This is a genomic window from Rhizobium alarense (genome assembly GCF_021555155.1).
GTDB lineage: Bacteria > Pseudomonadota > Alphaproteobacteria > Rhizobiales > Rhizobiaceae > Rhizobium_D > Rhizobium_D alarense.
Genome location: NZ_JAKGBU010000042.1, coordinates 1 through 23584 on the forward strand (window position 1 = coordinate 1; position 23584 = coordinate 23584).

Sequence of the window (23584 nt, forward strand, 5' to 3'; positions counted from 1 at the left end):
CGGTCTCCGGCAAACCCGGCGCGGTTCAGCCTCGACCTTCAACAGCGGCTGCATCGAAACCTCCCACGCCCGGGTCTCCCGTCCGGTGTTGACAAATATCATTACCATTTCGACATTTGTCAACATTACATTTTTACAAATGACGATACTTCGATATCATTTGTCAAAGTGGTCTCGAAATGGAGGATAAACACCTTACGTATCAAATACTTGATAGGATTTCCCCCGGAGGCTGACCGAACGCGAAACGCCGGCGGTTGGGGCGCCGGTGTGTCGCAACGAGCGGGGAAAAGGGGAGAGGCGGCTGGTTCCGCCGGTCAGTAGACGGCCTCGTAGGCGGCGCAGATTTCCGCCTGCGTCCTGCCGGCGAGGTAGCCGATCTCGCCCTGCTTGTGCTTGACGTAGACGTCGGCGAAGCCGTCCGGAAACCAGCCGGCCGCGATCGGGTTCGCCGCAAAACGCTGCAGCGCCGCATCCAGCGTCTGCGGCAGGCGGACATAACCACGCGCCGCGAGCGCATTGGCGGCAAGCCGCGACAGGTCCTCCTGCGTGGCCTCGGGCACCGCAAGCCCCTCCTCGATGCCCTGCACGCCGGCGTGAACGATCGCCGCGAGTGCCAGGTGCGGGTTGGCCGCCGCGTCGGCGGCGCGGAACTCGAAATTGAACTGGGCGGCCTTCGCCACGTCGCTCATGTCGGAAACCGGGCAGATGCGCACGGCGGCCTCGCGGTCCCGGAAGCCGAGATTGTTGAAGGCCGCGCTCCAGCGGTGCGGCGTCAGCCGGAGATAGGAGACGACGCTCGGCGCCGTGATCGCAATGATCGCGTCCAGGTATTTGAGGATGCCCGCGACGAACTGGCCGGCGACGCCGGAGAGTTCGTGCCGGCCGGCCGGGTCATGGGTCGCGGGCCTGCCTGCCGCGTCCAGCATGCTCAGATGCACGTGCACGCCGTTGCCGACGCCGGCGGGGTCGCGGATCGGCGTGAAGGTGTGCTCATAGCCGACGGTGCGCGCGACGATCCCGACGATCTCGCGGGTCACCAGCGCGTGGTCGGCGATCGTGACGCCCTCCTGCGGGCCCATCGTCACCTCGAACTGGCCGCCGCCGAATTCCTTGAGGATCGTGTCCGGTGTGACGCCTGCCTCCCGCATGGCGGCGACCACCATCTCGCAGAAGTAGCGCTCCTCCTGGAACCCGCCGAGCGTGAAGGCCTTGCCGATATCGTCCGTCAGGTGCTTGAGCTGGAACTCGTGCTCGAAGGCGCCGAGCAATCTCACGCCCGCGACTCGCTTCAGCCTCTCCAGCGCCGTCTCGAGGATCGAGCGGGTGCAGAATTCCCACGGCCGGCCGTCGGTATAGCGGATGTTGCCGAGCACGAAGTTCTCGAGCGGTGCGCCCTCCTCGCTGCCGACGCTGACGCGCGTCGCGGCGTCCGGAATGAGGACGAGGTCGCCGAGCGAGCCGAAGGGGCTTTCGGCGATCGTGTCGAAACAGGTGATCTGCACGTTGGTCGGCGTCCAGCCGACGCCGCGCTTCAGGCGTTTCTCCATGTCGGCAAGCGGAAAGGCCTTGCCGCGCACCTTGCCCGAAAGATCGCCGCAGCAGGCGACCATCATTTCCTCACGTTTCATCGGTGTCCCCGTTGATCCTGCCCTGATCGTAGCCCGGCATCGCGAAACGGATGCCGTCCCAGTCGTTGATGCGCTTCTGCGTCGCCTCCCAGTCGGCCTCCGAGACGCGCACGATCAGCGCCTCGACGAGCGCCATCGCGGCGGCGACCGTGTCCCAGGCCGTGCCGGCGTCGATCGGCAGCGCCACGATATGATCGGCGCTGCGTGCGGCCGGCGAGATCCACTTGTCGGTGACGACGACGACGGTGGCGCCCCGCGTCCGGGAAATTGTCTCGGCGAGACGCGCCAGGCTCGGCTGGTAGCGGCGAAAGTCGAAGAGGACGACGACGTCCCTCCTGCGCATGCGCAGCACGTGTTCCGGCCAGAATTCCGGATTGTCCGTCATGTGGTGGATGCCGCTGCGAATCTGCCGGAGATGCGTCGACAGGAACGAGGCGATGCTGTCGCTGACGCGGCCGCCGATGAGGAAGACGTTGCGCGCCGGATCGGCAAGCAGATCCGCAAGCATGTCGAACTGCGCCTGCGACACGGTCTCCGTCATCTCGCGCATCACTGTCGAGAGGCGGTCGACATATTCGGCCAGGAAGTCGGAATGGCCGACCGGCGTCTGGCTGGATTTGAGATCGAGCGGCGAACGCTGGCCTTCCTTGAGCTCGGCGATCAGCTGGCGCTGCAGGTCCTGAAAGCCGCCGCAGCCGATCTTGCTGACGAAGCGGGTGATGGAAGGCGCGCTGACGCCGGTCTTCGCCGCCAGCTCCTGGATGCTTTCCAGGCCGGTGAAGGGGTAGTCGGCGAGGATGGCATTGGCGATCTTGCGTTCACTTGCCGTCAGTTGCACGGCCGCCTCGCGAATTCTCGTGCGGATGGACGACGATTTTCCCTGGCTCATCGGCTGCGCTTCCCTTCTTCCAAGCGGATATTGCTTCCTGAAAATAAATAGTCAAACAGAAAAATATGATTGACTATGATTGAAAAATTTCTTTGACTGATGCCCATGCTGCCCCGCACCATCGACGGTAGAAATGGGGGCATGTCGGGCCTTGAGTTCCATGCTGAGGATGGCAGATCGCGACACGACCAGGCTGCTGAGGGCGGGCGATCCCGACCCGGTCGAATGGGTCAACGCGCGCGCGCCGTCGGCGTTTTTCCTGACCTGCGAACATGCCGGCCGCGCGGTGCCGGCGGCGCTCGGCGACCTTGGCGTCCCGGCAGCCGAAATGGACCGCCACATCGCCTATGACGTCGGCGCCGAAGGCCTGTCGCGCGGGCTTGCCGAAAGGCTTGCGGCGCCGCTCGTGCTGCAGCGCTACAGCCGCCTCGTCATCGACTGCAACCGCCCCTTCGAAGCCGCCGACTGCGTCGTCGCGCGCAGCGACGGAACCGACGTGCCGGCCAATGCCGGCATCGCGGACTGGGACCGCCGCCGCCGCTATGTCGAGATCCACCAGCCGCTGCACGAGGCGATCGCCGTTGCGCTCGACCAGCGGCGCGCCGCCGGCCGGCCGACGTTTCTCGTCTCCGTCCACAGCTTCACCCCCGTCATGCGGGCGAGCGGTGCCGTGCGGCATTTCGAGCTCGGGCTGCTCTGCAACCGCGATCCGCGCCTTGCCGAAACGCTCGCCGGCGCCTTCCGGGCGGCCCATCCGGATATCGGCGTCAGGCTCAACGAACCCTATGTCGTCGACGATGTCTCCGATTACACGATCCCCGTCCACGGCGAGCGGCGCGGCATCCCGCACGTGCTTCTCGAGGTGCGCAACGACCTCGTCGCCGATGCGCGCGGGCAGGAGGAATGGGTCGACCGCCTGGCCGGCCCGCTGCGTCGCGCCGCCGACATGCTGAAGGAAATCCCCGATGGCCGCTGACCACCCGACGACCCGCGAAATCCCCCTCGATCCGGCCGCGTCCGCGATCCTCTTCATCGACGTGCAGAATTTTTCCGTGCGGCGCGACGGCGGCGAGTTCAAGGACGTCCCTGACGCCGACATCACGGGAAAATACGGCTACTATTTCAGGCGCATCCACGACGTCGCGATCCCGAACATGCAGAAGCTGCTCGCCGGCTTCCGTGCGGCGCATATCGAGGTGCTGCACACGACCATCGAGAGCCTGACGAAGGACGGCCGCGATCGCAGCCTCGACTACAAGATCACCGGCTTCAACGTGCCGAAGGGCTCCCGGGACGGCAAGGTGATCGACGAGCTTGCGCCGCTGGAGGACGAGATCGTCTTGCCGAAGGGCTCGTCGAGCGTCTTCGTCTCCACCCACATCGACTACATCCTGCGCAATCTCGGCGTGAAGCAACTGGTGCTGTGCGGGCTGCTGACCGACCAGTGCGTCGAATCGGCCGTGCGCGACGCCTGCGACCTCGGCTATCTCGTGACGCTCGTGCCGGACGCCTGCGGCACCTATTCCGAGGAGCGGCACGAGACGTCGCTCAGGGCCATCAAGGGCTATTGCCGGCAGGTCACGACGGACGCGCTGCTCAGGGAAATCGGCCGATAGGCCCGAAAGACGACAAGGGGCGGAAACGGGAGACCACAACAAGCGGGCCGCGACACGACAACGACAAGGCCGGGCCGTCGATCAGTTCACGCCGAAGGGCATCACGAAAGGGGAACGACCATGATGAAGACGTCCAGAATGCTCCTGACCGCGGGCCTCGTGCTTGCGGCCTCCGCCGCATCGGCTGCCGACGACAGGATCGTCATCGGCGGCGCGCTGTCGATGACCGGCATCCAGGCACCGCTCGACACGCCCGGCTACAACGGCGCGCAGGTTGCCGTGAAATACCTGAACGACAATGGCGGCCTGCTCGGCAAGCCGGTCGAGTTCATCAATATCGACGGCAAGTCCGATCCGGTGACGGTGGGCAACGTCGCCGTCGAACTGATCGACAAGGGTGCCGAACTGATCGTCGCGCCCTGCGACTTCGACTTCGGCGGCCCGGCAAGCCGCGAGGCGCAGTCGGCCGGCCTCGTCGGCATCTCGACCTGTGCCTCCGACCCGCTCTATTCGTCCTGGTCGCTCGGCGACAAGCAGTTCACGCTCTCCATGTGGAACACCACGATGGGCGCGGTCGCCGCCGACTATGCGGTCAAGGAGAAGGGCTGGAAGACGGCCTATGTCGTCACCGACCAGTTCATCGCCTATACCAAGTCGCTGTCGAAATATTTCGTCGAACAGTTCAAGGCGGACGGCGGCGAGATCCTGCTCGAAGACACCTACACCAACGGCGACAACAACTTTTCGGCCCAACTCGCGCGTCTCCAGGCGCTCGACAAGAAGCCGGACGTGATCTTCATCTCGTCCTACGGTCAGGACATCGGCGTCATCATCCGTGCGCTGCGCGAGGTCGGCTACGATGCGCCGGTGCTCGGCGGCGATGCCTATGACGACCCGGCGATGCATGAATCGCTCGGCGAGAAGTTCGGCAACGACGTCTTCTTCGTCACCCACACCTGGATGGGGCCGGAATCCCATCCGGACATGCCGAAATTCATCGAGCTCTACACGGCGATGCACGGCAAGGCACCGGATACGTCCTTCGTCTCGACGGGCTGGGATACGATCATGCTGATGGCCGAGGCGATCAAGGCCGCCGGCTCGACGGACGGCGCCGCCGTTGCCAAGGCGCTGGAAGACGGCCAGTTCAATCTCTTGACCGGCGACCTCGACTACGGCACGGCGGAAGAAGGCCATGTTCCGAACAAGGCGGCGGTGCTGATCGAGCTGAAGGCCGGCAAGCCGACCTTCGTCGGCTGGCGCAAGCCGGAATCCCTGCCGAAGCCCTGATCCCGTCCGCATCGGGCCGGCATGACCTGCCGGCCCGCCACCATCGGAAACGCCATGACTGAAACGCGTCTCGCGATCAACGACGTGTCGGTGGAGTTCACCGGCCTCCGCGCGCTCGACCATGTCTCGCTCGCCGTCGAAACCGGCGAGGTCGTCGGCCTCATCGGCCCGAACGGCTCCGGCAAGACGACCCTCATCAACGCGATCACCGGCCAGGTGAAGCTCGCGACCGGCACGATCACGGCCGGCGACACGGTGCTTTCTAGCCTCAAGCCGCGCGACGTCGCGCTTGCCGGCGTCAGCCGCTCCTTCCAGATCGTGCGGCTCTTCAACGCGATGACGGTGCTGGAGAATGTCGAGGCCGGCGCGCTCGCCAAGGGCGTGGCGCGGGCCGCGGCGCGCGAGCGGGCGGAAACGCTGCTCACCGAATTCGGCCTTTTGGCGAAGGCCGACGAACTGGGCGACAGCCTCAGCTACGGCGACAAGCGCCGCGTCGAGATCGCCCGCGCGCTCGCCGCCGAACCGCGCTTCCTGCTGCTCGACGAGCCGGCCGCCGGCATGAACGACGCGGAAACCGAGACGCTGCTGCACACGCTCTCCGAACTGCCGGAAAAACGCGGCCTCGGCCTGCTGATCATCGACCACGACATGGGCCTCATCATGCGCCTCTGCGACCGGCTGCATGTGCTCGCCTCCGGCCGGACGATTGCGGAGGGGGACGCTGCCCATGTGCGCAGCCACCCGGCCGTCATCGAGGCCTATCTCGGAAAGGGGGCCGCGCATGCCTGATGTTCCTCGGCCTGATGCTCCCATGCTCGAGGTGCGCGACCTCTCGGTCAGCTACGGCACCATCCGCGCGGTGCGCGGCATCAGCCTTTCCGTCGGCAAGGGCGAACTGGTCAGCCTTCTCGGCGCCAACGGCGCCGGCAAGTCCTCCACCATCAAATGCATCGCCGGCGCGCTGAAGGCGTCGGGCGGTGCGATCACGCTCGACGGCCGGGATATCACCAATGCGAGCCCGGAGCAGGTGGTGCGCGCCGGCCTTGCCACCGTGCCCGAGACCCGCGACGTCTTCCCCGACCTGACGGTTGCCGAAAACCTGATGCTCGGCGCCTACATCCACCGTCGCGACGGCGCCGGCAACCGGCAAAACCTCGGGCGCCTGCACGACCTCTTCCCGCGCCTTGCCGAACGCCGGACGCAGGCCGCCGGCACGCTGTCGGGCGGCGAGCAGCAGATGCTGGTGATCGCCCGCGCGCTGATGTCGCGGCCGACCGTACTGCTGCTCGACGAGCCCTCGCTCGGGCTCGCGCCGGCTATCGTCGAGCGCATCTTCGAGATGATCGAAACGCTCAAACAATCCGGCCTCACCATCCTGCTCGTCGAGCAGAACGTGAACCAGGCGCTCGCCGTGGCCGACCGCGCCTATGTCATGCGGCTTGGCGCGATCGTCGCATCCGGCACGGCAGACGAGATCCGCTCGGCGAGCGATCTCAGCGCACATTATCTGGGAGGCTGACGCCATGGCTTTCGCGATCCAGTTCCTCATCGATGTGCTCAGCCTCGGCGGCGCCTATGCGCTGATGGCGCTCGGTCTCGTCATCATCTACGGCATCCTGCGGCTGGTGAACTTCGCCTATGGCGAACTCATCATGGTCGCCGGCTACACGATGTTCCTCGCCAGCGGCTCCGGCCTGCCGTGGATTATCATGGCGGTGCTTGCCGTCGCCATGTCCGTGGTCTTCGGCATCATCACCGACTATGCCGCCTTCCGGCCCGTGCGGGCGAAATCGGTGACGGCGGTGCTGATCACCTCCTTCGCCTTCTCGAACCTCCTGCAGAACGCCGCGCTGCTCTTCATCTCGCCGCGCCCGCGCAACGTGCCGCTGCCGGAAATCTTTTCGCAGACGGTGTCGATCGGCGGGGCGATCACGCCGGTGCGCAACCTGATCACGATCGGCGCCTCGGTCGTGCTGCTCGCCGCCGTCGGCTTCCTGATGCGCAGGACGACGCTCGGCATCGCCATGCGGGCGGCAGCGACCAACTTCACCATGGCGCGCATGCTCGGCGTGCCGGCGAACCTCATCATCTCGTCGGCCTTCGCGCTTTCCGGCTTCCTCGCCGGCGTCGTCGCGATCCTCTGGATCGGGCGTATCGGCACGGTCGTTCCGGGCATCGGGCTGGAGCCGCTGCTCGTCGCCTTCATCGCCACCGTCATCGGCGGCATGCGGAGCCTGCCCGGCGCCGTCGTCGGCGGCTTCCTGCTGGCGCTGATCGACACGACGCTGAACTACACCCTGCCGCAGGACCTGCTGAAATTCCGCGACGCCTTCACCTTCAGCCTCGTCATCCTGATCCTGCTCTGGCGGCCGGACGGGCTGATCAGGGGGCCGGCCTCCGGACAGCGCACATGAGGAACGCGACGATGAAACACTCGATCCTCACCGCCGTGCTGCTCATCGGCCTCATCGTCATCGTTGCCGTCGGCACGGAACTCGTCGGCATCCGCCTCTACGACCGCGTCGTCACCAACCTGCTGATCTCCATGGTGCTGGTCGTCGGGCTCCAGACCTTCATGGGCAATTCCGGCCTCTTGTCCTTCGCGCATATCGGCTTCATGGGCTTCGGCGCCTATACGTCGGCGGTGCTGACGATCCCGGCGCAGATGAAGGGCATGGCGCTGCCGGACCTCTACGAGGTCATGAAGGTGGTGGAACTCTCGCCCTTCGTCGCCATGATCGCCGCCGGCCTCGTCGCAGCACTGGTCGCCGCCGTCGTCGCCTATCCGCTGATGCGGCTGTCGGACGCCGCCGCCGTCATCACTTCGTTTGCGCTTCTCGTCGTGCTCTACACGGTGATGAACAACTGGAGCGCGCTCACCAACGGCCCGCGCACGCTCTTCGGCCTGCCGAAGACGACGACGATGCCGGTGGTCGCGGCCGTCGCGGCGCTGGCGGTCATCGTGGCGCTCCTCTTCAAGGAATCGCGCACCGGCAAGCTGCTGCGCGCCTCGCGCGAGGACGAGGTGGCGGCCGCCGCACTCGGCGCCGACATCCCGCGGCTGCGCTGGCAGGCCTTCGTGCTCGCCGCCTTCCTGGCCGGCATCGGCGGCGCGCTCTGGGGCCATTTCATCACCTCCTTCGCGCCGAAGGCCTTCTATCTCAAGGAAACGTTCCTGATCATCACCATGCTGGTGATCGGCGGCGCGGGCACCGTTACCGGCGCCGTCATCGGCACCCTTTTGGTCACCTTCGCCTATGAGGGGCTGCGCGCCACCGAGGGGGCGCTGAACGCCACGTCCTTCGGCGCCGGCCAGGTGGTCGGACTCACCGAGATCGTGCTGGCACTCGCCATGATCGCGGTGATGATCCTGAAACCCGGCGGCCTGTTCCCGACCCGCGAGATCGGCCACCTCATCCTGCGCGCCGCCCGCAAAAAGGAGACGACATCGTGACCTGGAAGACCGCCTATCGTTCCTTCTACTACGCGAATGCCGAGGAGCCGGAGGATATCCGCCTTGATCCCGAGACGACGGCGCTGCTCGTCATCGACATGCAGAACACCTATCTCGACCCGAAGGACACGCCGGAGGAAACCGCCCGCTGGCAGCCCTTCTACGACCGCATGCGCAACGTGACGATCCCGAACACCGCGCGGCTGATCGACGAATGCCGCAAGCGCAAGGTCGAGGTCATCTTCGCCCGCATCGCCTGCCTGAAGCCGGATGGACGCGACCGGTCGCTGAGCCAGAAGAAGCCGGGCTTCAACTACCTGCTCCTGCCGAAGGACCTGCCCGAAGGCCAGGTCGTGCCGGAACTGGCGCCGCGCGCAGACGAGATCGTCATCACCAAGACGACGGACAGCGCGCTGACCGGCACCAACCTGCGGCTGATCCTCGCCAACATGGGCATCAAGGACGTCATCTGCTGCGGCATCTTCACCGACCAGTGCGTCTCCTCCACCGTGCGCAGCCTCGCCGACGAGAGTTTCGGCGTGGTGGTGGTGGACGATTGCGGTGCTGCGGCGACGGACGAACTGCACAGGCGGGAACTCGAGATCATCAACATGATCTACTGTCACGTCGTGCAACTCGACGAGGTCCTGACCTTCTTCAAATAGCGACAGGAGGACCGCATGTCCGGTCTCTACGCCCGCGAAAGCCGATCCGTCTCGACCATGGCGCATCTGCGCTTCTTTCCGCAGGCGGTGGTCGGCGGCAGCGGCGTGTACCTGACGGGCGACGACGGCCGGCGGCTGCTCGATTTCGCCGCCTCCTGGGGTGCGGCAAGCCTCGGCCATGCGCATCCGGCAGTCCGCGAGGCGGTCGACCGGGCGCTCTCCGACCAGGCGGGCGCAAGCTATCTTTCGTCAGCGAACGAGCCTTCGGTGCTGCTCGCCGAAAAGCTGCTGACGCTTGTTCCGGAACGGGCTAGGGGCCGCGTCTGGTTCGGCCATTCCGGTTCGGATGCCAACGAGACGGTGGCCCGTGCCGTCGTCGCGGCAACCGGCCGCCCGCGCATCCTCGCCTTCGAGGGCGCCTATCACGGCGGCACGGTCGGCTCCATGGCGGTCTCCGGCCATCCGGCGCAGCAGGGCACGAGGGCCGCAGGCCTGACGCTCGTTCCGTATCCCGACGCTTACGCATCCGGCAGCGCCGAGGCGGCGAAGGATGCGGCCATCGCCCATATCGAGCGGCTGTTTGCGAGCGACGTGCCGCCGGACGAGGTCGCCGCCGTCTTCATCGAGCCGATCCAGTCGGACGGCGGCATGCTGGTGCCGCCACAGGGTTTCTTCCAGCAGGTCGAGACGCTCTGTCGCCGACACGGCATCCTGGTCGTCTCCGACGAGGTCAAGGTCGGCCTCGGCCGCACCGGACGGTTCAACGCCTTCGAGCATTCCGGCATCGAGCCCGACATCGTCGTCTACGGCAAGGGTCTCGGCGGCGGCCTGCCGATCTCCGCCGTCGTCGGTCCCGAAGCCATCATGAACCACGCTGCCGCCTTCTCCTTCCAGACGGTGCACGGCAACCCGGTCTGCTCCGCCGCAGCGCTCGCCGTGCTGGCCACGATCGAGCGGGAGGGGCTTGTCGACAAGGCGGCGCGGGCCGGCAGCACACTCCTTGCAGGCCTGAAGGATTTGCAACGGCAGCATCCCTTCATCGGCGACGTCCGCGGCCGCGGGCTGGCCATCGGCGTCGAGCTGGTTTCGGACCGCGCCGGCCGCCAGCCGGCGGCGCGCGAGGCGGCCCTCGTCGCCTACCGCGCCTTCCAACTCGGCCTCGTCCTCTATTATGTCGGCGTGCGCTCCAACGTCCTCGAACTCACCCCGCCCCTCATCGTCGGCGAAAGCGAGGCACGGGAGGGCATTGCCATCCTCGACCGGGCGATCGGCGACGTGGCGGCGGGCCGTGTCGATCCGGCGCTCCTGCAAGGCTTTGCCGGCTGGTAGGTTCCCGCCCTCCGCCCGTTGCCCGGCGGTCGAAAAGCAGGCGCGCAACAGGTCGTGTCGCCGCAGCCATCCGATCCGGTGTTGCGGTTTCAGGCAAGCCGTTTAAAAGTGGGATTCGCGACTGCGCCGCCATTCGTTCGGCGCTCCCGGTCAACGACTTCGCCAAACAGCCTCGGCCTCAGCGGGAGATGATTCTGCCCCTTCCGTCGATCCGTGGAAGAATTGGACGTGATATCGAGGGATGAATGACTGCCGACCTGCTGCTGGCATTGCTGGTTGTTTTACCGTTCTGCGGCAGCGTCGTCGTCTCGTTTCTTCCCCACGGCGCGTCGCGCGGTCTGTCCTCGTGGTTTTCCGCCGCCGTTGCCCTGATCTGCTTCGCCGCCGCCCTCTTCCTCTATCCCGGCGTCCAGGATGGCGGCGTGCTGCGCAACGAGATCGCCTGGCTGCCTGAATTCGGCCTGAACCTGACGCTGCGCATGGACGGCTTCGCCTGGATGTTCTCGATGCTCGTCACCGGCATCGGCTTCCTCGTCGTGGTCTATGCCCGCTACTACATGTCCGAGGAAGACCCGGTGCCGCGCTTCTTCGCCTTCCTGCTTGCCTTCATGGGCTCGATGCAGGGCATCGTCGTTTCCGGCAACATCATCCTGCTCGCCGTGTTCTGGGAGCTGACGAGCATCTTCTCCTTCCTGCTGATCAGCTACTGGCACCACAATGCGGCGGCCCGCGACGGCGCCCGCATGGCGCTGACGGTCACCGGCATCGGCGGCTTCTGCCTGTTCCTCGGCCTGCTGCTGATCGGCAACATCGCCGGCAGCTACGACCTCGACGCGGTGCTCGCGGCGGGCGACGCGATCCGCGGACATGCGCTCTATCTGCCGGCACTCGTCCTGGTGCTGATCGGCGCGCTCACGAAGAGCGCGCAGTTTCCGTTCCATTTCTGGCTGCCGAACGCCATGGCGGCGCCGACGCCGGTCTCCGCCTACCTGCATTCGGCGACCATGGTGAAGGCCGGCGTCTTCCTGCTGGTGCGCCTGTGGCCGGCCCTGTCGGGAACCTACGAGTGGTTCTTTCTCGTCGGCCTCGCCGGCATCGCCACGCTGCTGATCGGCGCCTATTTCGCCATGTTCCAGCAGGACCTGAAGGGCCTGCTCGCCTATTCGACGATCAGCCATCTCGGCCTCATCGTCACGCTGCTGAGCCTCGGCAGCCCGCTCGGCGCCGTCGCGGCGATCTTCCACATGCTGAACCACGCCACCTTCAAGGCGTCGCTCTTCATGGCCGCCGGCATCATTGACCACGAGACGGGCACGCGCGACATGCGCCGCCTGAGCGGCCTCTTCCGTTTCCTGCCGGTCACCGCGACGCTCGCCATGGTCGCGAGCGCCGCCATGGCCGGCGTGCCGCTGCTGAACGGCTTCCTGTCGAAGGAGATGTTCTTCGCCCAGGCCGTCGAGACCCATGCGGATTCGATCCTTGACCGGATCCTGCCCTATGTGGCGACGCTGGCGGCCGCCTTCAGCGTCGCCTATTCGCTGCGCTTCATCCACACGGTCTTTTTCGGTCCGCCGCCGCGTGACCTCGACCGGGTGCCGCACGAGCCGCCGCGCTGGATGCGCTTTCCCGTCGAATGCCTGGTGCTCATCTGCCTCGTGGTGGGCATCGTCCCGGGCCTTTCCGTCGGGCCGGTGCTGCATTCCGCCGTCGTCTCGGTGCTCGGCGACCGCACGCCGGACTACAGCCTCGCCGTCTGGCACGGCTTCAACGCGCCGCTGATCATGAGCATCATCGCGCTTGCTGGCGGTGTGGCGATCTATGCCGTGCTGCGGGATTATTTCGCCCGTTGCGAGGACGGCCCGCCCGTCTTCCGCCACCTGCGCGGTCAGCGCATCTTCGAGCGCATCCTCGTCACCGTCTCGTGGAAATGGGCGCGCTGGCTGGAGGCCAATCTCGGCACGCGCAACATGCAGCCGCAGCTTCGTCTCGTCGTCGCGGCCGGTCTGATCGCAGCCGTCGTTTCCCTCTACGGCACGGGCCTTTCTCCCGAACTGCCCAGGCTCGCGGAGGTCGACCCGGTCTTTGCCGTGCTCTGGCTGGCCGGCATGGCCTGCGCGGTCGGCGCGGCCCATCAGGCGAAATACCATCGTCTCGCCGCCCTCGTGCTGCTCGGCGGCGCAGGGCTCGTGACCTGCCTCACCTTCGTCTGGCTCTCCGCGCCCGATCTTGCGATCACGCAGCTTCTCGTCGAAATCGTCACGACCGTGCTCATCCTGCTCGGCCTGCGCTGGCTGCCGAAGCGTAGTGAGAAGGTCGACGAAAGCATCGCCTTCACCGCCAGGCTCCGCCGCTTCCGCGACCTGGTGCTGGCGATCGCCTGTGGCGTCGGCATGTTCCTCATTGCCTATGCGGTGATGAAGACGCCCGTTCCCGACGCCATCGCCCGCTATTTCCTGGAGCGTGCCTATACGGAGGGCGGCGGCCGGAATGTCGTCAACGTCATCCTCGTCGACTTCCGCAGCTTCGACACACTCGGCGAAATCGCGGTCGTCGCCGTCGTCGCCGTCACGGTCTTCGCGCTGCTGCGCCGCTTCCGCCCGGCCGCCGACAGCATCGACAAGCCGGAGCAGCAGCGCGCCCAGAACGCCTTCGACGATGCGCGGCCGGAGCGCAGCGAGGGCGAGACGATCCGCGACTACATGATGGTGCCTTCGGTCATCATGCAGTGGCTTTTTCCGGTGATCATCACCTTCTCCGTCTATCTCTTCATGCGCGGCCACGACCTGCCGGGCGGCGGCTTCGCGGCGGGCGTCGCCATGGCGATCTCCTTCCTGCTGCAATATCTCGTCGGTGGTGCGCGCTGGGCGGAGGACCGCCTGCGCATCCTGCCGCTGCGCTGGATGGGCATGGGCCTGCTGACGGCGGTGGCGACGGGCGTCGGATCCTTCGTCTTCGGCCACCCCTTCCTCACCTCGTCCTTCACCTATGTCGACGTGCCGGCGATCGGCAAGGTGCCGGCCGCCACCGCCCTGCTCTTCGATCTCGGCGTCTTTGCGCTCGTCGTCGGCGCCACCGTGCTGATCCTGATCGCGCTCGCGCACCAGTCGATCCGTACGCACCGGGCGCGCCAGCCCGTCCGGCAGGAGGACGCGTAGTGGAACTCATCCTCGCCCTCGGCATCGGCGTCATGACGGGATCCGGCGTCTGGCTCATCCTGCGGCCGCGCACCTACCAGGTCATCGTCGGCTTATCGCTGCTTTCCTATGCCGTGAACCTCTTCATCTTCGGCGTCGGCGGCGTGAAGTCCAATGCGGCCGCCATCCTGAAGGAAGGCGTCGACCCGACGACGCTCACCGATCCCGTGCCGCAGGCGCTCGTGCTCACCGCCATCGTCATCGGCTTTGCGACGACGGCGCTCTTCCTCGTCGTGCTGCTCGCCTCCAGGGGCCTGACCGGAACGGACCATGTCGACGGCAGGGAGCAGTCGCGATGACCGGCTGGACGCACCACCTCATCGTCGCGCCGATTCTGGTGCCGCTCGCCACGGCGGCGCTGCTGCTGCTGCTCGACGAGCGCCAGCGCGTGGCCAAGGCGCTGATCAGCGTCGGCGCCTGCATCGTGCTCGCCGCCGTTGTCACCACGCTCTTCCGTGCCGCGAGCACGGCGGCCGTGCCGGACGTCTACCTGCTCGGCAACTGGCCGGCGCCCTTCGGCATCGTGCTCGTGCTCGACCGGCTTTCCGCGCTCATGCTGGCGCTGACGGCGCTGCTCGCCATTCCGAGCCTCGTCTTCTCGCTCGCCCGCTGGCATGCGGCGGGCTCGCATTTCCACACGATGTTCCAGCTCCTGCTGATGGGGCTCAACGGCTCGTTCCTGACCGGCGACCTTTTCAACCTCTTCGTCTTCTTCGAGGTCATGCTTGCCGCGTCCTACGGGCTGCTGCTGCACGGCTCCGGCCAGCAGCGTGTCAAGGTGGGCATGCACTACATCGCGCTGAACCTCGTCGCGGCGCTGCTCTTCCTCATCGGCGTCAGCCTCGTCTACGGCTCGGCCGGAACGCTGAACATGGCGGATCTCGCTGTGCGGATCGGGGAAATCGAAGGCGATCGCCGCGCCCTGCTCGAGGCGGGCGCCGGCATCCTCGGCGTGGTCTTCCTCATCAAGGCCGGCATGTGGCCGCTGAACTTCTGGCTGCCCAATGCCTATAGCGCAGCCGCAGCGCCCGTCGCGGGCATCCTGGCTATCGCCAGCAAGGTGGGCATATACGTCATCCTGCGCCTGTCGCTGCTCGTTTTCGGCGAGGGTCCGCAGGACGGCTTCGGCCTTTCGGTCCTGCTCTACGGCGGCATGGCCACCATTGCCTTCGGGGCGATCGGCGTGCTCGCGTCGCAGGCGCTCGGCCGGCTTGCGGGCTTCTCGGTACTGGTCTCTTCCGGCACGCTGCTCACCGTGCTCGGTACGGGAGATGGCGAGGTGGCGGCCGGCGCGCTGCTCTATCTCGTGAGTTCCACCGTCACGCTCGGCGCCTTCTTCATGCTGATCGAACTGGTCGAGCGGGGCCAGGATGCGGGCGCGGCCGTTCTCGCCGTCACCATGGAGGCCTACGGCGAGGGCGACGAGGGCGAGGAGGTCGAGATCGGCGTCACCATGCCGGGCACCATGGCGGTGCTCGGCCTGTGCTTCGCGGCCTGCGGCATCCTGCTCTCCGGCCTGCCGCCGCTCTCCGGCTTCATCGCCAAGTTCGCGATCCTGACGGGCATGGTCGGCGCCGGCGCGGGAACGATCGCGCCCTCGACTTGGTTCGTCGTGGCGCTGATCGTGCTGTCCGGCCTCGCGGCGCTGATCTCGCTGACGCGTGCCGGCATCCGCACCTTCTGGGCCTCGATGGAGGGCACCGTGCCGCGGGTCTTCGTCATCGAGATCGCGCCGGTCATGCTGCTGCTGCTCGTCACCGTCTTCCTGACCGCGCAGGCGGGCACGGCGATGCGGTTCATGACGGACACCGTTGCGGGGCTCAAGGCGCCGCAGCAGTATATCGAGGCGGTTCGCGGCGCCCATCGCGCCGGACGGCCGGTGCCGGACGGCGGCCAGGTGGAGGCGTCGGACTGACCATGCTTCCCTATCCGCTGCTCTTCCTTCTCCTCGTCGTCTTCTGGCTGCTGCTGAACGGTTTCTCGCTCGGCCATCTGCTGCTCGGCAGCGTCGTGGCGCTCGTCGCCACCTGGGGCATGGCGGCGCTGCGTCCCGACAAGCCGGTGATCCGCCGCTGGGATCTGCTTGCACGACTGGCCGTGGTGCTGGCCTACGACATCATGCGTTCCAACCTCGCCGTCGCCGCGATCATCCTGGGGGGCGGGCGCGGCAGGCGGCAATCGGCCTTCGTCACGCTGAAGCTCGACCTGACGAGCGATATCGGCCTTGCCGTGCTTTCCGTGATCCTCACCAGCACGCCCGGAACGGCCTGGCTCGAATACAATGCCGCCGACGGCACGCTGCTCATGCACGTGCTCGACCTGAAGGATGCGGACGCCTGGCGGGACACCGTCAAGAACCGCTACGAGAAACCGTTGAGGGAGATATTCGGATGAGTGCGATGCTGCTTTCCTGGTCGGTCACCGTGGCCCAGATCCTGCTCTCGCTCGCCATGGCCTGCACGCTGGCGCGCATTCTCGGCGGGCCGCGTGCGCAGGACCGGGTGCTCGGTCTCGATACGCTTTACGTCTGCGCCATGCTGCTGCTGATCACCTTCGGCATCGCCACGGGCGAGACCGTCTATTTCGAGGCGGCCCTCGTCATTGGCCTGCTCGGCTTCGTCGCGACGGCGGCGCTGGCGAAATTCCTCATGCGCGGCGAGGTGATCGAATGATGGAGCACTATGCCGCGGTTCCGCTCTGGGCAGCCGTCCTCGTCTCGTTCTTCCTGCTCCTCGGTTCGGCGCTGACGCTGATCGGCGCCGTCGGCCTGCTGCGCATGACGAGCTTCTACGAGCGCATCCACATGCCGACGCTCGGCACGAGCTGGGGCGCGGGCGGCATCGTCGTCGCCTCCATGCTGTTCTTCAGCGTGCTCTCGACCCGTCCGGTGCTGCACGAGATCCTGATCGGCCTTTTCGTGACGGTCACGACGCCGGTCACGCTGATGCTGCTCGGTGGCGCGGCGGTGCAGCGCGACCGCATGGAGGGAAACGACCTCCCGGCCCTCGAGACCGGCGCGCGGCCGCCCGTCGACGAACCCGCCGCCGCCATCGTTCGGGAACCCTGACGCCGGCGCCGGCCTCGACATCGCAGGCGGCGGCTTGTAGATCGGGGCTTCGGGACGCGGCGGAAGAAGCGCGGGGGAACCATGGACGTTACGGAAATTGTGCTCGCCGGCGACACGCCGGGGATCGAATGGCGGCTGCCGGTCCATCGTTTCACCGGCACGTCACCCGGCGCGCCATCGGCCTATCTGCAGGCCGCGCTGCATGCAAGCGAGCTGCCGGGAACGGCAGTGCTGCATATGCTGCTCCAGAAGCTTCGGGCGGCGGAAGACGCGGGCGGGATCCTGGGTGATGTCACGGTGGTGCCGCAGGCCAATCCGATCGGCGCGGCGCAATGGCATTTCGGGGAGATGCAGGGCCGGTTCGATCTGCGCTCGCGCACCAATTTCAACCGCGACTTTCCGCTGATCGCGCTCGCGGACCGGAACGGGCTGCTCGACGGGGCCGAGCGCCGCGATGCCGTCGACTGCCTGAAGCGACGGCTGCTGCACATGGCTCTCGGCGCCGATCTCGTGCTCGATCTGCATTGCGACGACGAATCGCTCAACTACGCCTATATCGACGAGGCCTTCTGGCCCGAAGCGGCCGATCTCGCCGCCGCGATGGCGATGGATGCGGTGCTGCTCTCCGACGGCGAGAGCACGGCCTTCGAGGAAGCCGTCGGCTTCGCCTTCAAGACGCGCTCCGCCGGCACCGCGGCCGCCGTGCCGGGAAAGCTCTCCGTCACCCTGGAACTGCGGGGCACGCGGGACGTTTCCGCCGGCCTCGCGCGCGACGACGCGGACGGCCTGATGCGGTTCCTCGCCATGCGCGGCGTGCTGCGCGGCGCGCCATCATCCGCCGCCTTTTCCGGACCGGCGATGCCGCTCGACCATGTCGACATGATCCGCGCGCTGGAGCCCGGCGTCGTGCTCTTCCACCGGACGGTTGGCGACCGGGTGGCAGAGGGCGACCTGCTGGCGACGATCGTCACCCGTCCGGGCTTTGCGGAGGGCGACCTCGAGATTCGCGCCGCACGCGCCGGTCTCGTCGTGACGCGCAGCTCCGATCGGTTCGTGCGGCGCGGCGGCGACCTCATGAAGATCGCCTGCAACGAACGGGCGACGACGCAGCGCAAGCCGGGCACGCTGGAGGATTGACGCAAGAGACGCGCATCGCCGAATCGCATTGAGCGCTCGCCATCGGTGCCCGACACAGCCTATATGTCGAAGCAGTGAAACCGGAGCCGGCAATCGCAGCGAACCGACCATGTTTCAAACCCTGTCCGACTACTGGCCCCACGTTCTCGTCGTGCTGTCGATCCTTGTCGGCGCGCCGGCCGCGATCCACGCGACCATGACCAAGGAGGAGGTTCGCGCGGCACTCGGCTGGGTGGGCGTGATCCTGCTCTCGCCCATCGCCGGCGCTCTGATCTATGCCGTCGCCGGCGTCAACCGCATCCGCCGCAAGAGCCTCAACCTGCAGCGCGAAGGCCTCGCGACCCTGCGATGGGCGCGGCTCGCGACCTACGAATGCAGGGACGACGACGTCCGGAAGACCTTCGGCGGCGCGCTGACGGCGATGAAGCGGGTGGGCGACGCCGTCAGCCGCTGCGCGTTGACGAGCGCGAACCGCATCCACATGCTGGAAACGGGCGACGCCGCCTATGGCGCGATGTTGGAGGCGATCGAGCGTGCCGAAGGCAGCGTGCTGCTGGAGACCTACATCTTCGACCGTGATTCGGTGGGCGAGCGGTTCGTCGACGCCCTCTCACGCGCGGTCGCCCGCGGCGTTCAGGTGCGGGTTCTCATCGATGCGGTCGGCGCACGCTATTCGGTGCCGAGCGTCGTCGGCGCGCTTCGCGAGGCGGGCGTTCCCGTCAGGATATTCAACGGCAACATCATCATGGGCCTGCGCCTGCCCTATGCGAACCTGCGCACGCACCGGAAGCTGCTGCTTGTCGACGGGCGCATCGCCTTCACCGGCGGCATGAACATCCGCTCCGCCTTCGTGGCCGACGGAGCCACGCCGCCAGCCCGCGACACGCACTTTTCGGTGACCGGGCCGATCGTCGGCGACCTCTTCCACACGGCCTACGAGGACTGGCGCTTTTCCGGCGGCGAGAAGCTTTCGGGCGCCGCCTGGCAGGTCGCGGCGCCCGCCGAACCGCCGGGCTCGCCGCTCCTTGCCCGGGTCGTTCCCTCCGGTCCGGACCGGAGTCTCGAGGCGAACCACCGCATGCTGATGGGCGCCTTCTCGCTGGCGCGCCACCGCATCCGGATCATGTCGCCCTATTTCCTGCCCGACCGGGAGCTGATCAGCGCGCTTGCCACCGCCGCGCGCCGCGGGGTCGCTATCGACATCGTCGTGCCGCGCGCCAACAACCTCAAGCTGGTGGATCTCGCCATGACGGCGCAGTTCGACCAGCTTCTGAAGTTCGGATGCCGCATCTGGCGGGCGAACGGCCCCTTCGATCACTCCAAGCTCACGGTCATCGACGGCGTCTGGAGCCTCGTCGGCTCGTCCAATCTCGATCCGCGCTCGTTGCGGCTGAACTTCGAGATCGATATCGAGGTCATCGACACGATCTTTGCGGAGACGATCGAGGCGCGCATCCGCCGGTCGCTCGACGGCGCCCGGCCGGTGCTGCTCGACGAACTGCGGGCCCGGCCCTTCGCGCGTCGGCTCGTCGAGCGCATCACGTGGCTCGGCTCTCCCTACCTCTAGCCATGTGGGCATAGGAGCGCTGCCAGATCGTTTCGAGGTCGATATGGGCGCGGATCGGCAAATGGTCCGATGCGATGCGGGCGAGCGGCGTGTCGTGCGCGTCCACGGAGGCGACGAGGTCGTGCGGATGGCCGAGCACCCGGTCGAGTGCGAAGACGGGAAACCGCGACGGAAAGCTCGGTACCGCGCCGGACGCCGGGTCGAAGGTCGGGACGAGCGGCGAGAGCGAGGACCGGCGGCCGACCCGCCATTCGTTGAGGTCACCGATGATGAGCGTCGGCATTTCCTCCTCCTCCGCGACGGAGGCGAGCACGGCCTTCGCCTGCAGCTCGCGCGAACGCTTGAGCAGGCCGAAATGCGCGGCGACGACGCGCAGCCGGCCGAAGGGGAAATCGATATGGGTGACGAGCGCGCCGCGCGGCTCGACGCCCGGCAGGTCGAGCTGGCGGACCCTGAGCACCGTGCCTTTGCGCACCATCAGCATGTTGCCATGCCAGCCATGGCCGTGTTTGGAATGGGCGGTGATCGGCACCGGGACGAGGCCGCAGTCGCGCTCGACGGCCGCGAGGTCGAGCAGGCCCGCCCGCTCCCCGAAGCGCTTGTCGGCCTCCTGTATGGCGATGATGTCCGCGTCGAGTTCGGCGATCACCCGGGCGGTGCGCTCCGGGTCGAAGCGCCGGTCGGTGCCGACGCATTTGTGCACATTGTAGGAGGCGATCACCGTGTCGCCCGCGTCCCGGTTTTCCGACGCCTGCCGATGGCCGCGCCTGTTGCGGATCGCCGACAGGATCGTCGCGGAATTCATCTGCCGTTTCAGGGACCGTTGCACCCGCTTTCCTCTGTTCGCCCCACGACAATAGGCCGCCCTGCGGCAAACACACAACACCGGTTCGTCACAAGGCGGTCAGAGAAGCACGCCCGGCTGCAGTTTCGGGCTGTCCAGCAGGATCGTCGAGCGCAGCGTCTTGATCTCGGCGATGCGTTCGAACTCGCTCCACAGCAGCCGGCGGTAATCCTCGACGTCCCGGACCGCGATCTTCAGCAGGAAATCGAAGTCGCCGGCAACCGTGTGGCACTCGACGACCTCCGGCATGCGGCGGACGAGGTCGACGAAGCGGTCGGCGACCCGGGTGACGGTGCGTTCCAGCGTCACCTCCAGATAGGCCTGGAAGCCGATGCCGGCGGCCTTCGGGTCGACGAGCACGGTGTGGCGGATGATGCCGGCCGCCTGCAGCCGCGCGAGCCGGCGCGAGAGCGGCGCCGGAGACAGGCCGACCCGTTCGGCGAGCTGGTTGTTGCTGAGCGACGCATCCTCGATCAGCAGGCGGATGATGCGGCGGTCCGTCTTGTCGAGCTCGCTTGCGCGGCCTAGCCGGTCGTCCATGGGGCCTCTCCTCATGTGCGCAAAAAATGAGATGATTCTTTTCCATTGGCGCAATTTTATAAAAGCATTGCCGCGGCTATCGACAAGATCATACTCGAATTTGTCCGCAATTTCCCGTACATCCTGTTTCAGTCCTCCTTTTCCGGAAAGCCGCCATGTTCGATACGCTCAGCCGCCAGCCCGACGATCCGCTTCTCGCCCTCATCGGCCTTTTCAGGGCCGATCCGCGTCCCGGCAAGGTCGACCTCGGTGTCGGCGTATACCGCGACGAGGCGGGCAGGACGCCGATCTTCCGCGCCGTCAAGGCGGCCGAAAAGCGGCTTGTCGAGACCCAGCCGACCAAGGCCTATGTCGGCCCGGAGGGCGACGCGCTGTTCCTCGAACGGCTCTGGGCGCTGACGGCGGGCGAAGCCGCCGGCGGCCTGGCAAGCACGGGCGTGCAGACGCCGGGCGGATCCGGCGCGCTTCGCCTTGCCGCCGACCTGATGGCGCGCATGGGCGTCCGGCGCATCTGGCTCGGACTGCCGAGCTGGCCGAACCACGCGGCGATCTTCAAGGCGGCCGGCGTCGACGTCGCCACCTATCCCTTCTTCGACGTTCCGTCGCAATCGGTCCTCTTCGACCGCATGGAGGAGGCGCTGTCGGGTGCGGCGCCGGGCGATGCGGTGCTGCTGCACGCAAGCTGCCACAATCCGACGGGCGCGGCTCTCTCGTCCGCGCAATGGGTCGCCGTCTCCGGCCTCATCGCCGGGCGCGGCCTGCTGCCGCTCGTCGACATCGCCTATCAGGGCTACGGGCGCGGCCTCGATGCCGACGCCGCGGGCCTGCGCGGCCTTCTCGCCAAGGTGCCGGAGGCGTTCGTCGCCGTCTCCTGCTCGAAGTCCTTCGGGCTCTACCGCGAGCGGACCGGCGCGATCTTTGCGACCGCGTCCTCCGCAGACAGTGCGCTCACCGTGCGCAGCAACCTCGTCGGCCTCGCCCGCACCAGCTATTCCATGCCGCCGGATCACGGCGCAGCCGTCGTTGCGACGATCCTCGGCGACGACGCGCTCAAGGCGGACTGGATGGCGGAACTCGAGGAGATGCGCGGTCGCATCGTCTCGATCCGCGAACGCCTCGCCAAGGGCCTCGCCCGCCGCTGGCAGGTGCTGACGGCGGTCGCCGGACAGGAAGGCATGTTCTCGCTGCTGCCGCTCGAGGAGACGGACGTCATGCGGCTGCGTGCCGAGCACGGCATCTACATGCCCGGCTCCGGCCGCATCAACATCGCCGGCCTCAAGAGCGCCGAAGTCGACGATGTCATTGCGAAATTTCTGAACCTCTGAGGAGCGCGACAATGGCCGAACCGGGCAGCGTCGAGCGCCATTCGCTCATCGAAGACACGATTGCGCTCGTCGTGGGTACGCTCTTCGTGTCGCTCGGCGTGGTGATCTACACCAAGGCCGTGCTTCTCGCCGGCAGCACGGCGGGGCTCGCGCTGCTGCTGCAATATGCGACGGGCGTCGGGTTCTGGTACCTCTTCTCGCTCGTCAACCTGCCCTTCTATGTGCTGGCGCTGAAGCGCATGGGCTGGCAGTTCGCGCTGCGCACCTTCCTCGCCGTGACGCTGGTGTCGATCTTTACCCGGCTCACGGGGTCCTGGGTCGAATTCGCCTATCTCGACCCGCTCTATGCCGCCGTCATGGGCGGGGCGCTGAACGGCTGCGGCCTGCTGATCCTCTTCCGCCATCGCACGGGGCTCGGCGGCATCAACATCCTCGCCATCTATCTGCAGGAGCGCACCGGTTTTCGCGCCGGCTACTTCCAGCTCGGCGTCGACCTCGCCATCCTCGCGGCCGCCTGGTTCGTGATCCCGCCCGACCGGCTGGCGCTGTCGGTGCTCGGCGCCGTCGTCGTCAACATGACGCTTGCCATCAATCACCGGCCGGGGCGCTATGCCGGGGTGACGTGAGCGGTCCGGGGCTCTAAGAAGGCGCCGGATCAACCGGCAAGGAGAGGCGCGTGACCGTCACCATCTACGGCATCAAGACCTGCGACACGATGAAGAAGGCGCGGGCCTGGCTCGACGCGAAGGGCGTCGCCTACCGCTTCCACGACTACAAGGCGGATGGCATCGATGCGGCGAGCCTGACGCGCTGGGTCGGGACGCTCGGCTGGGAAACGGTGTTGAACCGTGCCGGCACCACCTTCCGCGCCCTGCCGGATGCCGACAGGCAGGGTCTCGACGCAGGCAAGGCGATCGCGCTGATGCTCGCGCAGCCGTCGATGATCAAGCGTCCGATCCTCGATCGCGACGGCACCCTGACCGCGGGCTTCAAGCCGGACATCTACGAGACGCTCTTCGCCTGAAGGGGGGGCGGG

General features: G+C 67.0%; 24 protein-coding genes. 20 read left to right on the top strand and 4 right to left on the bottom strand.

Annotated elements, in window-relative coordinates:
- Positions 1 to 317: 317 nt before the first annotated feature.
- Together LXM94_RS14210 and LXM94_RS14215 are read right to left on the bottom strand one after the other, a co-directional pair.
- Entirely contained in the window at positions 318 to 1631 is a 1314-nt protein-coding gene (locus tag LXM94_RS14210; protein ID WP_235772124.1) for a type I glutamate--ammonia ligase, read from the bottom strand.
- Positions 1621 to 2520 (bottom strand): MurR/RpiR family transcriptional regulator, encoded by a 900-nt coding sequence (locus LXM94_RS14215; protein WP_235772125.1) that lies wholly within the window; start codon positions 2518 to 2520, stop codon positions 1621 to 1623. Before LXM94_RS14215 ends, LXM94_RS14210 begins: the two co-directional genes overlap by 11 nt.
- 160 nt (positions 2521 to 2680) lie before the next feature.
- Here LXM94_RS14215 and LXM94_RS14220 point away from each other — a divergent pair, with 160 nt between their 5' ends.
- From LXM94_RS14220 to LXM94_RS14300, 17 genes are all read left to right on the top strand, one after another.
- Positions 2681 to 3496: an N-formylglutamate amidohydrolase gene (locus LXM94_RS14220; protein ID WP_235772126.1), complete on the top strand. Its 816-nt coding sequence runs from the start codon at positions 2681 to 2683 to the stop codon at positions 3494 to 3496.
- Complete coding sequence (locus tag LXM94_RS14225) at positions 3486 to 4136, top strand: isochorismatase family cysteine hydrolase (protein ID WP_235772127.1); 651 nt, start codon at positions 3486 to 3488, stop codon at positions 4134 to 4136. Before LXM94_RS14220 ends, LXM94_RS14225 begins: the two co-directional genes overlap by 11 nt.
- A gap of 120 nt (positions 4137 to 4256) precedes the next feature.
- Positions 4257 to 5426 (top strand): ABC transporter substrate-binding protein, encoded by a 1170-nt coding sequence (locus LXM94_RS14230; protein WP_235772128.1) that lies wholly within the window; start codon positions 4257 to 4259, stop codon positions 5424 to 5426.
- Positions 5427 to 5480: 54 nt separating this feature from the next.
- Positions 5481 to 6215: an ABC transporter ATP-binding protein gene (locus LXM94_RS14235; RefSeq protein ID WP_235772129.1), complete on the top strand. Its 735-nt coding sequence runs from the start codon at positions 5481 to 5483 to the stop codon at positions 6213 to 6215.
- Positions 6216 to 6237: 22 nt separating this feature from the next.
- A complete protein-coding gene (locus LXM94_RS14240; protein ID WP_235772170.1) occupies positions 6238 to 6945 on the top strand; it encodes an ABC transporter ATP-binding protein in 708 nt (235 codons plus the stop codon).
- 4 nt (positions 6946 to 6949) lie between these two features.
- Positions 6950 to 7840, top strand: a complete 891-nt coding sequence (locus LXM94_RS14245) for a branched-chain amino acid ABC transporter permease (RefSeq protein WP_235772130.1) — start codon at positions 6950 to 6952, stop codon at positions 7838 to 7840.
- A gap of 11 nt (positions 7841 to 7851) precedes the next feature.
- Positions 7852 to 8880: a branched-chain amino acid ABC transporter permease gene (locus tag LXM94_RS14250; protein ID WP_235772131.1), complete on the top strand. Its 1029-nt coding sequence runs from the start codon at positions 7852 to 7854 to the stop codon at positions 8878 to 8880.
- The gene (locus LXM94_RS14255; RefSeq protein WP_235772132.1) at positions 8877 to 9545 is read left to right on the top strand and encodes a cysteine hydrolase family protein; all 669 of its coding nucleotides are present in this window, start codon (positions 8877 to 8879) and stop codon (positions 9543 to 9545) included. Before LXM94_RS14250 ends, LXM94_RS14255 begins: the two co-directional genes overlap by 4 nt.
- A gap of 15 nt (positions 9546 to 9560) precedes the next feature.
- Positions 9561 to 10874 (top strand): aspartate aminotransferase family protein, encoded by a 1314-nt coding sequence (locus tag LXM94_RS14260; RefSeq protein WP_235772133.1) that lies wholly within the window; start codon positions 9561 to 9563, stop codon positions 10872 to 10874.
- Positions 10875 to 11119: 245 nt separating this feature from the next.
- Positions 11120 to 14029, top strand: a complete 2910-nt coding sequence (locus LXM94_RS14265; protein WP_235772134.1) for a monovalent cation/H+ antiporter subunit A — start codon at positions 11120 to 11122, stop codon at positions 14027 to 14029.
- Positions 14029 to 14367 (top strand): Na+/H+ antiporter subunit C, encoded by a 339-nt coding sequence (locus LXM94_RS14270; protein ID WP_235772135.1) that lies wholly within the window; start codon positions 14029 to 14031, stop codon positions 14365 to 14367. The genes LXM94_RS14265 and LXM94_RS14270 overlap by 1 nt, the downstream gene beginning before the upstream one ends.
- The gene (locus LXM94_RS14275; protein ID WP_235772136.1) at positions 14364 to 15983 is read left to right on the top strand and encodes a monovalent cation/H+ antiporter subunit D; all 1620 of its coding nucleotides are present in this window, start codon (positions 14364 to 14366) and stop codon (positions 15981 to 15983) included. Before LXM94_RS14270 ends, LXM94_RS14275 begins: the two co-directional genes overlap by 4 nt.
- 2 nt (positions 15984 to 15985) lie before the next feature.
- The gene (locus tag LXM94_RS14280; protein ID WP_235772137.1) at positions 15986 to 16462 is read left to right on the top strand and encodes a Na+/H+ antiporter subunit E; all 477 of its coding nucleotides are present in this window, start codon (positions 15986 to 15988) and stop codon (positions 16460 to 16462) included.
- Complete coding sequence (locus LXM94_RS14285; protein WP_235772138.1) at positions 16459 to 16740, top strand: K+/H+ antiporter subunit F; 282 nt, start codon at positions 16459 to 16461, stop codon at positions 16738 to 16740. The genes LXM94_RS14280 and LXM94_RS14285 overlap by 4 nt, the downstream gene beginning before the upstream one ends.
- On the top strand, positions 16737 to 17135 hold the full coding sequence (gene mnhG, locus LXM94_RS14290) for a monovalent cation/H(+) antiporter subunit G (RefSeq protein ID WP_235772139.1): 399 nt from the start codon (positions 16737 to 16739) through the stop codon (positions 17133 to 17135). The genes LXM94_RS14285 and mnhG overlap by 4 nt, the downstream gene beginning before the upstream one ends.
- 81 nt (positions 17136 to 17216) lie before the next feature.
- Positions 17217 to 18272, top strand: coding sequence for a M14 family metallopeptidase (locus LXM94_RS14295; protein WP_235772140.1), 1056 nt, complete (start codon positions 17217 to 17219; stop codon positions 18270 to 18272).
- A 109-nt stretch (positions 18273 to 18381) separates the two neighbouring features.
- The gene (locus LXM94_RS14300) at positions 18382 to 19839 is read left to right on the top strand and encodes a phospholipase D-like domain-containing protein (RefSeq protein WP_235772141.1); all 1458 of its coding nucleotides are present in this window, start codon (positions 18382 to 18384) and stop codon (positions 19837 to 19839) included.
- Here the strand turns inward: LXM94_RS14300 and LXM94_RS14305 are convergent.
- Positions 19811 to 20668 carry an endonuclease/exonuclease/phosphatase family protein gene (locus LXM94_RS14305; protein WP_408015646.1) on the bottom strand — a complete coding sequence of 286 codons (858 nt, stop codon included), beginning with the start codon at positions 20666 to 20668 and terminating at the stop codon, positions 19811 to 19813. The two genes, LXM94_RS14300 and LXM94_RS14305, sit on opposite strands and share 29 nt — an antisense overlap.
- Positions 20669 to 20743: 75 nt before the next feature.
- Positions 20744 to 21223 (bottom strand): Lrp/AsnC family transcriptional regulator, encoded by a 480-nt coding sequence (locus LXM94_RS14310; protein WP_235772143.1) that lies wholly within the window; start codon positions 21221 to 21223, stop codon positions 20744 to 20746.
- A gap of 155 nt (positions 21224 to 21378) precedes the next feature.
- On the opposite strand from LXM94_RS14310, the gene LXM94_RS14315 reads away from it, so the two are divergent.
- Genes LXM94_RS14315 through LXM94_RS14325 form a run of 3 tightly spaced genes read left to right on the top strand, consistent with a single transcriptional unit; the run spans position 21379 to position 23572 of the window.
- Positions 21379 to 22548, top strand: a complete 1170-nt coding sequence (locus tag LXM94_RS14315) for an amino acid aminotransferase (protein WP_235772144.1) — start codon at positions 21379 to 21381, stop codon at positions 22546 to 22548.
- A gap of 11 nt (positions 22549 to 22559) precedes the next feature.
- Positions 22560 to 23174: a YitT family protein gene (locus LXM94_RS14320; RefSeq protein WP_235772145.1), complete on the top strand. Its 615-nt coding sequence runs from the start codon at positions 22560 to 22562 to the stop codon at positions 23172 to 23174.
- Between the two features lie 50 nt (positions 23175 to 23224).
- The gene (locus tag LXM94_RS14325) at positions 23225 to 23572 is read left to right on the top strand and encodes an ArsC family reductase (RefSeq protein WP_235772146.1); all 348 of its coding nucleotides are present in this window, start codon (positions 23225 to 23227) and stop codon (positions 23570 to 23572) included.
- Positions 23573 to 23584: the final 12 nt, after the last annotated feature.